At 36.5% G+C, this 14,464-nt stretch carries 14 protein-coding genes, 1 rRNA gene and 1 other annotated feature (1 of these 16 only partly in view); of the genes, 5 read left to right on the top strand and 10 right to left on the bottom strand.

Features of this window, described 5'->3' with window-relative positions; translation table 11 throughout:
- Window positions 1–394: a sequence feature (23S ribosomal RNA rRNA prediction is too short), on the bottom strand; it reaches 568 nt to the left of the window's first position.
- Window positions 395–856: 462 nt separating this feature from the next.
- Both BW724_RS11210 and BW724_RS11205 read right to left on the bottom strand, forming a co-directional pair.
- A 16S ribosomal RNA gene (locus BW724_RS11210) occupies window positions 857–2,412 on the bottom strand.
- A gap of 444 nt (window positions 2,413–2,856) precedes the next feature.
- Window positions 2,857–3,699, bottom strand: a complete 843-nt coding sequence (locus BW724_RS11205) for an SDR family oxidoreductase (protein WP_088075307.1) — start codon at window positions 3,697–3,699, stop codon at window positions 2,857–2,859.
- Between the two features lie 128 nt (window positions 3,700–3,827).
- Between BW724_RS11205 and BW724_RS11200 the strand changes: the two genes are divergently transcribed.
- On the top strand, window positions 3,828–4,109 hold the full coding sequence (locus BW724_RS11200; RefSeq protein WP_088075306.1) for a YqhV family protein: 282 nt from the start codon (window positions 3,828–3,830) through the stop codon (window positions 4,107–4,109).
- 355 nt (window positions 4,110–4,464) lie between these two features.
- Here BW724_RS11200 and BW724_RS11195 read toward each other — a convergent pair whose 3' ends face one another.
- On the bottom strand, window positions 4,465–4,965 hold the full coding sequence (locus BW724_RS11195; protein ID WP_088075305.1) for a flavodoxin domain-containing protein: 501 nt from the start codon (window positions 4,963–4,965) through the stop codon (window positions 4,465–4,467).
- 203 nt (window positions 4,966–5,168) lie between these two features.
- Between BW724_RS11195 and BW724_RS11190 the strand changes: the two genes are divergently transcribed.
- Window positions 5,169–5,474: a hypothetical protein gene (locus tag BW724_RS11190; RefSeq protein ID WP_088075304.1), complete on the top strand. Its 306-nt coding sequence runs from the start codon at window positions 5,169–5,171 to the stop codon at window positions 5,472–5,474.
- 215 nt (window positions 5,475–5,689) lie between these two features.
- Complete coding sequence (locus tag BW724_RS11185) at window positions 5,690–6,367, top strand: PspA/IM30 family protein (RefSeq protein WP_088075303.1); 678 nt, start codon at window positions 5,690–5,692, stop codon at window positions 6,365–6,367.
- Window positions 6,368–6,424: 57 nt separating this feature from the next.
- Here the strand turns inward: BW724_RS11185 and BW724_RS11180 are convergent, their stop codons facing one another.
- Window positions 6,425–7,285 (bottom strand): CvfB family protein, encoded by an 861-nt coding sequence (locus BW724_RS11180; RefSeq protein WP_088075302.1) that lies wholly within the window; start codon window positions 7,283–7,285, stop codon window positions 6,425–6,427.
- A gap of 236 nt (window positions 7,286–7,521) precedes the next feature.
- On the opposite strand from BW724_RS11180, the gene BW724_RS11175 reads away from it, so the two are divergent.
- Entirely contained in the window at window positions 7,522–7,878 is a 357-nt protein-coding gene (locus tag BW724_RS11175; RefSeq protein WP_088075301.1) for a cupredoxin domain-containing protein, read from the top strand.
- A 63-nt stretch (window positions 7,879–7,941) separates the two neighbouring features.
- Here the strand turns inward: BW724_RS11175 and BW724_RS11170 are convergent, their stop codons facing one another.
- The gene (locus BW724_RS11170; RefSeq protein ID WP_088075300.1) at window positions 7,942–8,700 is read right to left on the bottom strand and encodes an exodeoxyribonuclease III; all 759 of its coding nucleotides are present in this window, start codon (window positions 8,698–8,700) and stop codon (window positions 7,942–7,944) included.
- A 36-nt stretch (window positions 8,701–8,736) separates the two neighbouring features.
- On the bottom strand, window positions 8,737–11,280 hold the full coding sequence (locus tag BW724_RS11165) for a helicase-related protein (RefSeq protein WP_088075299.1): 2,544 nt from the start codon (window positions 11,278–11,280) through the stop codon (window positions 8,737–8,739).
- A gap of 194 nt (window positions 11,281–11,474) precedes the next feature.
- Between BW724_RS11165 and BW724_RS11160 the strand changes: the two genes are divergently transcribed.
- A complete protein-coding gene (locus tag BW724_RS11160; protein WP_088075298.1) occupies window positions 11,475–11,666 on the top strand; it encodes a hypothetical protein in 192 nt (63 codons plus the stop codon).
- Between the two features lie 142 nt (window positions 11,667–11,808).
- Here the strand turns inward: BW724_RS11160 and BW724_RS11155 are convergent, their stop codons facing one another.
- From BW724_RS11155 to istB, 4 genes are all read right to left on the bottom strand, one after another.
- Complete coding sequence (locus tag BW724_RS11155) at window positions 11,809–12,375, bottom strand: putative ABC transporter permease (protein ID WP_088075297.1); 567 nt, start codon at window positions 12,373–12,375, stop codon at window positions 11,809–11,811.
- A 52-nt stretch (window positions 12,376–12,427) separates the two neighbouring features.
- A complete protein-coding gene (locus BW724_RS11150; RefSeq protein ID WP_088075296.1) occupies window positions 12,428–12,880 on the bottom strand; it encodes an MOSC domain-containing protein in 453 nt (150 codons plus the stop codon).
- A gap of 26 nt (window positions 12,881–12,906) precedes the next feature.
- A complete protein-coding gene (locus tag BW724_RS11145; RefSeq protein ID WP_088075295.1) occupies window positions 12,907–13,266 on the bottom strand; it encodes a pepsin/retropepsin-like aspartic protease family protein in 360 nt (119 codons plus the stop codon).
- A 349-nt stretch (window positions 13,267–13,615) separates the two neighbouring features.
- The gene (gene istB / locus BW724_RS11140) at window positions 13,616–14,335 is read right to left on the bottom strand and encodes an IS21-like element helper ATPase IstB (protein ID WP_088073339.1); all 720 of its coding nucleotides are present in this window, start codon (window positions 14,333–14,335) and stop codon (window positions 13,616–13,618) included.
- Window positions 14,336–14,464: the final 129 nt, after the last annotated feature.

Below are 14,464 nucleotides of genomic sequence, written 5' to 3'. Positions count from 1 at the left end.
ACATTTCGACTACAGGGCTGTTACCTTGTCTCGCGGATCTTTCCAGATCGCTTCGTCTACGCCGTTTCTTTGTAACTCCGTATGGAGTGTCCTACAACCCCAAGAGGCAAGCCTCTTGGTTTGGGCTCTTTCCGTTTCGCTCGCCGCTACTCAGGAAATCGAATTTTCTTTCTCTTCCTCTGGGTACTAAGATGTTTCAGTTCCCCAGGTCTGCCTTCTCATACCCTATGGATTCAGGTATGGATACCATCCCATTACGGATGGTGGGTTCCCCCATTCGGATATCTCCGGATCAAAGCTTACTTACAGCTCCCCGAAGCATTTCGGTGTTCGTCCCGTCCTTCATCGGCTCCTAGTGCCAAGGCATTCACCGTGCGCCCTTTCTAGCTTAACCATTTAAGCTGCAGATGATCTTCGTTCTTCTTCGTCAGCTGCACCCTCTCGTTCCTGTCACGTATGTGAATACGTTCAGTCACTTGACGGCTTGCTTCCTCGAATAACTCGATCCTCTTTGCTTAAAACTTTATAAAAAGTTTTAATATGCTTTTTTGGCGTCATCATTAATTAGCCTTCTCTAAGACACTTAGTTGCACTCTTCAAAAAGCATAGGCTTTTCAAAAAAGTTAACCAGTGTTTTCTTATCAATCTTGTGTTATCTAGTTTTCAAAGGACAACGACGCACAGGAAGTGCTAGCTTCGGTGTTGTCACAGGATGTGACGGTTTTAACCGAAGTTCCTTCAATCCCTTTTCTTCATGAGAAGAAAAAAGCGTCTTGAGAGTATGACCTCTCAAAACTAAACAAAAAGTACCAAAACGAAGTTTTTTAAAAAGGTATGAGCCTTTTAAGCTCCTTAGAAAGGAGGTGATCCATCCCCACCTTCCGGTAGGGATACCTTGTTACGACTTCACCCCAATCACCTGTCCCACCTTCGGCGGCTCGCTCCTAAAAGGTTACGGCACCGACTTCGGGTGTTACAAGCTCTCGTGGTGTGACGGGCGGTGTGTACAAGGCCCGGGAACGTATTCACCGCGGCATGCTGATCCGCGATTACTAGCAATTCCGGCTTCATGCAGGCGAGTTGCAGCCTGCAATCCGAACTGAGAATGGCTTTATGGGATTCGCTCAACCTCGCGGTTTTGCTGCCCTTTGTACCATCCATTGTAGCACGTGTGTAGCCCAGGTCATAAGGGGCATGATGATTTGACGTCATCCCCACCTTCCTCCGGTTTGTCACCGGCAGTCACCTTAGAGTGCCCAACTGAATGCTGGCAACTAAGATCAAGGGTTGCGCTCGTTGCGGGACTTAACCCAACATCTCACGACACGAGCTGACGACAACCATGCACCACCTGTCACTCTGTCCCCCGAAGGGGAACGTCCTATCTCTAGGAGTGGCAGAGGATGTCAAGACCTGGTAAGGTTCTTCGCGTTGCTTCGAATTAAACCACATGCTCCACTGCTTGTGCGGGCCCCCGTCAATTCCTTTGAGTTTCAGCCTTGCGGCCGTACTCCCCAGGCGGAGTGCTTAATGTGTTAACTGCGGCACTAAGGGCATCGAAACCCCTAACACCTAGCACTCATCGTTTACGGCGTGGACTACCAGGGTATCTAATCCTGTTTGCTCCCCACGCTTTCGCGCCTCAGCGTCAGTTGTAGGCCAGAAAGTCGCCTTCGCCACTGGTGTTCCTCCACATATCTACGCATTTCACCGCTACACGTGGAATTCCACTTTCCTCTCCTACACTCAAGTCCCCCAGTTTCCAATGACCCTCCACGGTTGAGCCGTGGGCTTTCACATCAGACTTAAGAGACCGCCTGCGCGCGCTTTACGCCCAATAATTCCGGACAACGCTTGCCCCCTACGTATTACCGCGGCTGCTGGCACGTAGTTAGCCGGGGCTTTCTGGTTAGGTACCGTCAAGGTGCCAACCTATTCGAATGGCACTTGTTCTTCCCTAACAACAGAACTTTACAATCCGAAGACCTTCATCGTTCACGCGGCGTTGCACCGTCAGGCTTTCGCCCATTGCGGATGATTCCCTACTGCTGCCTCCCGTAGGAGTCTGGACCGTGTCTCAGTTCCAGTGTGGCCGATCACCCTCTCAGGTCGGCTACGCATCGTTGCCTTGGTGAGCCGTTACCTCACCAACTAGCTAATGCGCCGCGGGCCCATCTCACAGTGTTAGGATAAATCCCAACTTTTACAATTGAACCATGCGGTTCATTTGATCATCCGGTATTAGCTTCGGTTTCCCGAAGTTATCCCAGTCTGTAAGGCAGGTTGCCCACGTGTTACTCACCCGTCCGCCGCTAACTTCTCTAAAGCAAGCTTTAAAGAAGTCCGCTCGACTTGCATGTATTAGGCACGCCGCCAGCGTTCGTCCTGAGCCAGGATCAAACTCTCCAATAAAGTGTTTGATGTCTAGCTGCAGATTTTCATCTGGCTAATTTTGTAATTCATTGACGGGATATTCTTCATTACTTCATATAATATGAAATAACTTCTTATCCCACTTCGTTTGGCTTTTTGTTTAGTTTTCAAAGGTCAATTTGTAGCAACTGTTGTTTACAGCAACTTTTATATTATATCAATATAATTTGTCGGAGTCAACAACTTTTTTCAATTAGTGTTACTGTCGTTTTTAGCGACAAATATTAATATATCATAACCAACCATATAAAATCAACAACTTCTTTAAAAATAATTTTAGGACCAGTTGTTTTCGGCTTGGAAATATACTATAACAAATATCGAGAGTGATATCCAATGGCAATTAATGGGTTAAAAAATCTTTATGTTTTACTAATATAACAATCATTTGATGTAGTAATTAATTGACTATAGGATTATTAATTATATCTTTATATTTAATTTACGATGAATAATTCTCTCAATGATGTTCCACGGCAATATACTTTTAAGTAAAATTAAAAGTTTCACTCCCTTTCCTACCTGATATCTCAGCTTTGGATTTTCATTAGAACATATTTTAACTAGCAACTTAATAACCTCCATCGGATCCGAAGCTGTATATGCAGTTCTTTGTGCATTATCCTTTATTTTATCAAAAAATTGACTATAGTCGGGGTGATCAACTATTTTTACATTTCTTAATCCCTTTTCCCATATATTTGTTTTGTATGAACCAGCTTCTATAATGCTCACTTTTATATTAAATGGTAACAATTCTAGTCTCAGTGATTCACTGAAACCCTCTAACGCAAATTTAGACGTAACATAAGGAGCCATACCGGGAAAGCCAAGTCTACCACTAATACTCCCTATATTAATGATCTTTCCACTTCTCCGTTCTCTCATTAAGGGCAGTACTGCTTTTGTAATTGCGATAACTCCTATTATATTTGTTTGCATTTGTAATTCCCATTCTTCCATATCAATAAATTCCGTTATACCACCAAGTGAATATCCGGCATTATTGATAAGTATATCGACCGTTCCATAATTATCGTCTATGTATTCTTTCATCTTATTAATTTGCGAAGAGTCAGTGACATCCAAATTTATTATATCGATATTTGAAGCTAAGTTCTGTGTTTTCGCTACTCGGTATAAGTCTTGCATCTTGTTTGAATCTCTCATTGTTGCAAGGACGTGGTAGCCTTTCTCTGCAAGCTCTAATGCTGCTAAATGTCCAAACCCACTACTTGCTCCAGTAATAAGAACGATCTGTTTCATATTTAAATACTCCTCTTCTTATCATTTCATCATATTTTATTTAATTTTATCATTCAGATAAAAAACTTATGAATTTTCTGCCTTGTCCACACATAAAATTCATAGAAAAGCGGACAGGGGTGATGAAATTGAAAGATTGGCTTCCATCTATAGAACTTGCATTACTATCAATGATTATTCTTCGACTGTTATCAGGATCATTCGAGTTAACAGCCGCTATATTAATGTACAAGTTTAATAGTATTGAAAAGGCCTTAGCAATTAATGCGATTTTAGCAGTTGTTGGTCCAATCGTGTTAGTTCTAACAATGACAATCGGCCTAGTGGGAATAGCTGATCAAATGAAATTTAGCAATCTTCTCATTGTTGGTATTGGAGTGGCATTGATATTATATGGATTAAATCGCTAAAGCCTCGTCCGCTCCGACTCCTCAACATATTTTATTTAACTAATTATATATGAGCAAAGTGGCCCTCATATATTAATTATTTTATAATTTATTATTTGTAAATATAAATAAAAAACCCAGTTCACTTATCGTCAACTGGGTAAAGGTGTTGTCTACTTCAAATTATTTTAGGGGTAATTGATTAGTGACAACAAATTAGGTTGGCTTACTAGTTATAGTTTAATACATTTATTCGACATTTTCCCCTAATTTTTTTGTCGGTTTTGTGAATTTTGTAAACGGTTACATAAGGTTAGCAATATTCGTACAGGTTATAAAATTCACACAAATCCAAAAGCTTATAAATCTCTACATATTAACTGAAACTATATTCTTTTTTAGTATTAAAGCTTCTTGCGAATTGGTCTATTGAATCAGTATCTAGTTTTGATACATCTTCAGTTGTCCCACTTACTTTCTTCACAATAATTTTTTCAATATAGTTCATTTTTGATACGATGAATTCACCACCGAATATTCCTTTAGCTACAGCAACTTCTCTTACTGTTGTCGGAAAGGCCCTATCAAACTGTTCCTCAGCTATATCCCCTTCCCTCATACAACAAAGGAATAATCCAACTTTTTTCATAACTATTTCATTATGATACTTTCTAATAAATGTCCTTATTCTCCCTTGTACATTTCCCATATGAATGGACCCGCCAATAATTACCGCATCATAAATGTTAATATCAACTAGTAATTTCTCTTTCTTTAGATCGATTAGATATGTCTCACCATTTAATTTATCCCTTAGTAATCGTGCTGCCTTTTCTGTGGTGCCATGTGAAGAACAGTACACTACTAAAGTTTTCATAAACTAATCCCCTCCAAAAGTAATTATTTGAGCAGAGACCATATAAAAGCCAGCCTTACTCATTTGATGTAGGCTGGTTCACATGATGTACATATACTTTAATTATAGATTCTTTTAATGAAAAAATAGTCTAAATGTTTGGCGAATTTATTACAATCACAAAATATTAATCATATGTTAAAATATTTAAAAGGAGATGGGTCATGAAACCTAAAAATATTGAAGAACAAATAATAGATAATTATAAGAATGATGAGAATATGATGATTTTAGTTTTCGCACAATGGTGTATTAATCATGATTTAGATCCAACTAAAGTCTATCAAAATGCTTATCCAGAACAGGATAAAAATACAGCGTTAGAGCAAGCGTTATCGCTAACTGTTCCTAAACATGAAGCTGGTCATATACCGAATGAAACATTAATAGGTGTATTGTCAATGTTCGGTAATGATGATTTAGCATTTGTAGTGACAGAAGAAATACGTAAAAAGGGTATTAAAGAATAACGATTAAGGGAAAAAGCAAAACTTATTTGGCTCTGATAGAGAATAATGTTAATTTTTATGAGTTGTACGGCTGTCAATCAATCTACACTAGAAGTTCTGAATTTAAAAATGGAAATTAAATGAAACCTTTATTATTTATAAATCGTACATAAATTATGTTGGAAATAATGGTAAAATAAAAATAATTTAAAATTTTAAAAATGGAGGGATTAAAAATGTTTAGATTTTTTAATCGAGTACGTACGATCGTTTCTTCAGAATTAAATTCCTTATTGAGTAAGGCAGAAGACCCAAGTAAAATGCTAGATCAGTATATTATTGACATGGAAAAGGATATTGCAGACGTACAGTCTTCTGTTGCACAACAAATTGCAAATGAGAGAGTTCTCAAATCAAAACTGGAGGACGCAACCGAGCAGGTCGCTAAAAGAGAAGAACAAGCCCTTAGAGCCTTACAGAGTGGGGATGAAGACTTAGCTAGACGAGTCCTTGAGGATAAAAACAAATTACAAGCTAATGCAAATTCTCTACAAGTTGCACACGAAGAGGCGCTAAAGCTCTCAGAGGAGTTAAAAGAGAAGTTAACTGAAATGAGAGAAGAATTAAATGAAATGAAAATGAAGAAAGATTCCTTAAAAGCTCGTTCTGAAAGTGCGAAAGCTCGCGAAAAAGTTAACAAAACTTTATCTGGAATGGGCAATGGTGCTAAAAGCGGGTTTGAACGAATGGAGGAAAAGGTAATACTGAATGAGGCACAAGCTGATTCTTCTGAAGAATTAAGAAGTATGAACAAATCACTTGATGATGAATTAGCGGTTTTTGATAAAAATAGTGCTGTAGATTCAGAATTAGCTGCGCTTAAGGCTAAACTTAGCCAAACGAATGAACAATAATAGAATAAAAGTACGCGCAATTTGAATTTACTTTCAAACTGCGCGCTTTTTTTTTATTTATTTATTTATAATCACAGTTTGTCCATCTCGTTGTTCGACTTTCTTTTCTTTCATTAGTTTTCCAAGTGCTCTCTTAAAGGCGGCTTTACTTAACTGAAATGTTTCCCTAATTTCCTCCGGATCACTTTTATCGTGATACGGCATACTTCCACCAGAATTCTTCATGAAGTCAAGGATCAGATCGGCGTCCTCAACCATCCCCTCTTGTTTTAGAGGGCGAAGGGAGACGTTAATTGTCCCATCTTCCTTTACATCGATTACACGCCCTTCCACCCACTCACCTAAGCGAGGCTCTCTTTTTCTTTCTGAGGCATGGATAAAACCTCGATATCCGTTTTCTGTAATAATAAAGGAACCTATTTTAGTGGCATTATAAACTCGGCCACCTATTGTTTTATTCAGTATTGTTTTGTCTGCCCTGTCTCTTTCTTGATCAATTATTTCCTCCGTAACAGGTTTTCCAAGTAGTTTTCCCTTCCTATCTAGATCAAGAGTAATAAAGAGTTCGTCTCCTTCATCTGGCCAAACTTCTTCCATTAATGGTAAATCATCTTTAAATACTAATATTTCTTTCTGTATTCCAATATCAACAAAAACTCCGAGGTTTTGTACTTTGCTAACAACTTGGACCCAATCATATGTATCTACATCTAATTCAGGTATAGACATCGTTGCAACCATTAGATCTTTCTTATTGTGATATAGGAAAACATCTACTTCATCATTTTCATTCAGTTCCTTTGTTACTTCATTATTATGTAATAGGATTTCCTCTTTCCCATCAGTCAGGACGTAACCAGTTTCTATTTTCCGTTTTACCGTTAACTCATATGTTGCACCTACATGGAGTTTACTCATATACTTCACACTTCCTTCTTGTCATAGTTCGATAAACCTTAGCGCATTTGCTATTATAACTCATTCCTTTACTATATAAAACAAAATTACAAAGTTAGTGATGGATAATACTTATAACTATTTCTATAGTTAATATAGACTTTTTTATTTAAAGGTGATGTAACTCACTACACGTCTTGATGTTTACCTTTAAAATTGAACTGTAAAGAAAATTACATACAGTAGGAGGAGATAAAATGAAAAAGGGATTATTATTTGTATTAGGCTTAGTAGTTTTTGCAATGGTTACAGCTTGTGGAGGTAACGATAACTCTTCTAACGAAGAGGCTAGTAACACGGAGGTTGATGTTGAGATACAATCATTCAACTGGGAATTTGACCAAGAAGTTTACACAGTCTCAGCTGGAGAAGTGACTATAGGTCATACAAATCAAGAAGGTCACCACGGAATTGGAATTGAAGGTACTGACATTAGTATTAATGGAGATGGAAGTCAAACAGCTCAACTAGAACCTGGTGAATATAGAATTTATTGTAATATACCTTGTGGTCAAGGTCACGCAGACATGGTAGCAACACTTGTTGTTGAATAATAAATAAAATGAGAGTGTTCCCTTCAAAGTATTTTCTTCGAAAGGGGATACTCTCTTTCTATATCAACCCAACGTTAATAAAACAGGACAATGATCACTTCCTAATATGTCTGAGTGGATCTCAGAACCTGTGATTGATGATTTGAGTTTTACAGACACTAGAAAATAATCAATTCTCCAACCTATATTCCTTTCCCTTACATTGCGCATATATGACCACCATGTATAGGCTCCTTCCCTATCAGGGAACAAGAAACGAAAACTATCAATAAAGCCGCTATTCAGTAAGTGACCAAATTCAGTACGCTCTTCAATTGTAAAACCAGAATTTTTTCTGTTAGATTTATAATTTTTTACATCTATATCATTATGTGCAACGTTCATATCACCACAGATAATAACAGGTTTCTGCTTTTCTAATTCAATGATATAATTTCTAAATTGTTTTTCCCATTGAAGACGATAGTCAAGTCTTGCAAGATCCCTTTGTGAATTTGGAGTATAAACATTTACAAGATAGAACTCTTCAAATTCTAAGGTAATAACCCTCCCTTCTGATTTTTGTTGTTCATTTCCTACACCACCGTAATTCACTGATAGAGGTTTAACTTTTGTAAATATGGCCGTTCCAGAATAACCTTTTTTTTCAGCATAATGCCAATATTGATAATAGCCAGCTAAGTCCAGAGTTATTTGACCTTCTTGCACTTTAGTTTCCTGTATGCAAAATATATCTGCGTTAACTTTGTGGAAGTAATCTAGAAAACCCTTTTTCACACAAGCCCTAATACCATTAACATTCCAAGATACAAATTTAACCAAATCCACTATCCCCTTGCTCGTATCATACCAGACTCCCTAATATGGTCTTCGTTTTCTTCTAGCCCAATGACAAGAATCACATATTTGATATTTAAAGTCCAGTGGTAAGTCTCTCCCACAATGTTTACATTTTTTTCTAATCTTCTTTACATCAGTCTTTAATTGTTCATGAATCAGATCACTGATTTCCTCACGGATTCTCTCCCAATATAATGCCTCTGTTCCTTTTCCTAGTCTATAAAGGAATAAAAGATGTAGTCCAAGAGCTTTATACGATAATTCTAGTTCTTCAAGTCCATTCCTTTTAATATTTGGCTCTGGCAATTGTTCACCTTTAACGAGGGCGCTCATTTTATCACGCCACTGCTTTATTAGGATAGGCTCTTTTTTAGAGAAAGGAAGATGCAAAAAACCATATAGCTCCATTAAAGGTAATCTTGCTTCCATTTCTGTATCCTCAATAAATGTATATAGTTCACGTTCTTCTGATAGAGACGCTTTTTTAGTACCTTTTGGGCTCTCGAATTTATCCCATAAATAAAAGAAATAACCTAAATCGTGTGAGTATCTTTGGAAACGTTCAAAAATGGAAGTAGTAGGTGCAACAGTGAATGTCTGTACTAATTCATCCTCCTGCTCTAACAACCTAGTCATTAGTTTAATATCGCTAGTAAAGGCGACTTTTCCCACATCATATATACCTTTTCTCCCTGCACGTCCTGCGATTTGCTTAATTTCTTGAGAACTTAATCTCCTTCTTCTAGTTCCGTCAAACTTTTCATTTTCTAAAAATACAATTCTTCTTATTGGTAAATTTAGTCCCATTCCTATCGCATCCGTTGCGACAATTACAGATGTTTCCCCACTAATAAAACGTTCCATCTGCTTTTTCCTAGTTTCTGGTGGCATGCTGCCGTATATCATACTAACGGAATGCCCCTTATTTTCAAGCACAGATGCTGTTTCTAGAACTTTTTTTCTAGAGAAACATACTAGAGCGTCCCCTTTTCCAGTATGCTTCAATCGAAAGAGATTTTGTTCAACTTCTAGGGGTATATCTCTTTTATACTCTTTTATTACAACGCTTGAATCACCTAATAGCTGCAATATCATATTTTTAGAATTTAAACTTCCAATTATATGCACTTCTTTTGCATTAGCTTGTGTAATAGCTTTATACCAGGAAAACCCCCTGTCCTTATCTGCAATCATTTGAGCTTCATCAATAACTAAACAATCGTAATAATCTCTTTCATGGAACATTTCTACCGTACATGATATATGAGTAGCTCCCACCATTCCCTTCTCTTCTTCACCAGTTTTCAGGCCGCATGAAACTCCTTCACTATTCAGCTTATCGTATACTTCTAAAGCAAGTAAACGAAGGGGGGCAAGATAAATTCCACTGTCAGCTTTTTTCATGTTATCTAGGGCATGATGAGTTTTCCCTGTATTGGTCTCACCAATATGAAGAAAATATTGAATATCTCTGCCAAGTGGAAGTGTATACTCTCGACCAAATATATCTTCCACCATTCGCTCTTCTGCTTCTTTTTCTTTCTGTATTGCTAAAAGCTCTTCCTCTTTTCTTCTTTCCCTATCTAAGAGATTTTGTTCATATATTTCTTGGTGAATTTCTTGATCAAATGGGATTGCTGCAAGGGTAATCAAGTCTACAAAGTATTCTTCTTTGAATTTATTCATGAAATCTAACTCAATTTGAAATACAGCTTCTTGTAAAACATTACTTAATTCATGATCAAAGCTTTTTTCACTATGAGTTAGCACAGAACGTGCCTCTTCAGAAATTTCTTCATTTACCATGTCATAAAGAATTTCTAACAGAGCAGCACGGATAATCTTCGTATATACATCTTCATAGGTTTCATATTCCCAGTACATGTTTTTTTCGATAGATCCAGTGAGCTCATATAGAAATTCTTTTACAAATGTATAATCATTTTCATCAAAGTATCCATTTTGAGACAGCTTTTCTTCGATTTTGATAGTTTCAATCAACTTATATTTTTGGTTCTTTATGTCATTTAATAGTTCCTTACTTAATATAAATCGAAGGGGAATATAAACAGAAGTCCATTCTTCATCTACGATTCTAGATAAGATGCACTCAATATCCTTTCTTACTTTTAGCTTTTTCGCCTCTATTTCTTTCACTTTCTGATTTCGAATATGATTAAGGCGCGCTTGACTATAAAGAGCTTGCCAACCCCCTTTTCCACCAAGATCATATTCGGATTTTAACCACTGAATAACATTGAATATTTTATATGTCCTCATCTCCGTTCGGAAGAGATGATTAATTAGCTTTTTATCCACACCCTCAACAACAAATCCCCTATCTTGTAAGTAGGACTTCTTTTCTTTTTTGGATACATCATTTGTTACCTTGTTAAGCCAAACATTAATCCAAATCTGTTCCAAGTATTTTTCGCGATCAGAAATATAGTCAGAAAGTAAAGAAACTACTTCTTTTGAACCTAAATAGTTATCTATATCCTCAAGTACTTTTTCTTTCGTACGCATTATTGCTTGTTCATACACCTCTGTTAATTTGGTCATATTAATCCCCTTTACAACATAAGATCTAAAAGTCAAAAATATATCCCCAAAAATAATTATTATTTTGCTATACATTAATAAATTATTTCACTTTTATTGCATTGTTATTAATTTATCACATTTGTAATGAAAATGTGAATGTCAATACGTTATAATATAGTTGTACCCATCAAAAATAAAGGAGATGGTATTTTATGTGGATGGCACTTATTTTTGGATTGGCTATTGTAATGATAATAGTAACTATTATTAGCAGTATTAAGGAGAAAAAAGCAAAACAACTTGAGCCGGATGATGAAGGAACTGAGTGTAAGACATGTAACAAAATGATACCTAGTGATTTTGATAAAGCTTTATGTCCACATTGTAAAAATTTCATAACTTAATTGATTAATAACCTCATGACATTTCTTACGTATAATTATGTAAAGCCTTCTAGAGAACAATAACCCACACATCAATTAGTTCCCAAAATTTAATAAGTAAAAATAAGGACTATAACTTAGTCCTTATTTTATGTGATTTAAATTAACTTTCAAATTGTACAGGTTTGTTTCTACGATGTTTACTCACTGTGAAAATAAAGTCTAGCATTAGACCAACCATAAAAACAGGGTATACCACAACCCAAATCGTAGATATCATAAAATATAAGCTTTCCACTTCTCTATGTATTACAAACAAAAAAACTAAACACAGGGCAAACCAACATAGTGAAAAAGAGAGGGTTATATGGCCTTGGAATTGATAAGGCATATCAGTATAATCCCACCATTTTTTCCTGAAGAATGTTTGTAGCATTACCCCACTAACATACTCAACAAATGTCGGGATGATAAAACATGCAAGTATAATAAAAACAATTGGTAAATCAAAGTGTGCTGTCAGTAATAGTAGTACAGGAGTAAATCCATACATTGGTTTCAAGGGGCTATATAAGAAACCTTCTTTAAAAAAGACTCTTGTTGTTATGCGACTGTATATGTTTTCTATCAACCATCCAACAAATGAATAGAGGAAAAAATAAAATAGTAAAACTTCTATCCCCCAAAAATTTAATACTATGTTTGCAACAAAAGAAATGAAATCATGCATAAAAAACACCTACCTTTTAATATAGGTTGGCATTTTTCATGTCTTTCTATTCTCAATTTTGATTGTTTGATTCGAGTAATTCCACTACATCTCCACACTTAATAGTACCTGTTGTTAGAACCGTTCCATAGGCACCACCACGCCAATCAGGGTACATTTTGTCTTTTAATCCTGGAAGTGCTTCATCCATTCGCTCACATGGCTTTGTTTCTCCATTAATTAATATTTCACATTGGCCAATTTTTAAGACTTTATGTCTACTAGCTCTTAAATCTATTCCACTAACAAGTAAGTTTGCCCTTCTGGCAGAAGGGCTTAAAGAACCACCTAGCTCTTCCATTAATTGATTCCAAACTTCTTCTTCGAGTATAGTAACTTGTCTTTTGCCACCTTGATCTGCGTTATTAACAATTCCTTTATTAGCCTTTAAATTAGCTAGATCAGTTAAATCCATAGGGCCTCTCTTCATTCTTTTAATCCAAATTGATTTTAAGACTCCGCTCAAATGTCACAGCTCCTTTTGGGAAATTACTAAATAACCCTTGATCCTGATAATGTCATAGAGTCTAAGTTGATTTTTGCCCCGACCTTCTTAAGAAAGTCGAGACCTATTATAGCATCCACCTGTAATTCATCAGCTGTATCAGTAACTTGTATGACAAAGTCTTTAACCTTTAGTGGACCAACACTAACATAGTCAACAGTCTTTTGAAATTGATTTTCAACCGTATCATCAGAAACTATTCCTAGATTTTCGCTAAGTTTTACAGATAATGCCGTATGTTGGAGAGTCGTACTTACTAATACTCTCCATAACGTGAGGGCTTCTCCCCTAAATACTACTGTCATCTCAGTTAATAGTAATCCATTTTCTAAATAGAGAGATTTCAACGAATTCACCCACTATCATATTATTTTCTTTTATTTTAACATTTTTTTCGATTAAAAACTTTTTATTGTTAGATTAAACAAAAAATTCAAAAGCTAAATATAGGATCTAACTATTGAATAGTCCACCGATAAAACTAATATAACAACAAAAAAACACATGAGATATCTGCTGTGAGATCTCATGTGATTCTGCTTGTGAATGACTTGTTCGTACTTCTGAATTAAACCTAATAGTTATTTAACTACTAGCTTTTTTCCTTAATGCTTTTGGGATGTAAACACAGTGTATTTGGCAAGTAAAAAATGTATGAAATGGCAATTAAAAATGTATGCCACTTGCACCTCCTATTTACTTGTTTAGTAAAGACTCTTTATATCGAAAACTATCACCTTTAAATACTAATAAATGTGAATGATGTATCAGCCGGTCAATGACTGCCTCAGTAAGGATCGGATCTCCAAATACATGGTTCCATTGACCGAATTGAAGGTTGGTGGTGATTACCATACTTCGATTCTCATAACACATGGAAATCACCTGAAAAAGTAGTTCAGCCCCCTCCTTATTTAAGGGGATGTAACCCAATTCGTCCAAAACCAGATTGTCTAGCTTATCTATCTGTTTCATCAGCTTAGGTAACGTCCCTTGCTGATTGGCTTCTATTAATTTATTTACTAAACCTGCCACGGTAAAAAATTTCACCTTATAGCCAAACTTATATATGGCATTTAAGGACAGTAAGGTTGCTAAGTAGGTTTTCCCCGTCCCAACTCCTCCATACAAAATGAGATTCTCCCTATCTTTAATAAAATCCCCATTTAATACAGTATCTCTATCAATTCCTTGTGGAATTTGTATATGCTCCCACTGAAACGGCTGGGACCCCGTTTTGGGAAGTTGAGCTTGGCTTAATAAGAGATTAACCTTGCGCTCTTCTCGTGCTTCTACTTCCTTTTCTAAAAGCTTTAGAAGGAACTCCTCATTACTGTTTGCTTTGATATTGTTATAGTTCTCCTTCGTCCAACTGAGCTTCAGACGCTTGGCATATAGTGCTATTTGTTCATTCACCTTGCGACACCCCCTTCTTGGAAGAAGGCATCATAATGGGTTAACCCTCTTGAGGCATCCGGCATTGTTGGTACTCTGAAACGAGGAGTTATCGCCGCATGAGAATTGCTCTGATTGAGTAAAGAATAA

The sequence above is a fragment of the Litchfieldia alkalitelluris genome (genome assembly GCF_002153425.1).
GTDB classification, from domain to species: domain Bacteria; phylum Bacillota; class Bacilli; order Bacillales; family Salisediminibacteriaceae; genus Evansella; species Evansella alkalicola.
This window is presented reverse-complemented; position numbering and strand designations above follow the sequence as displayed.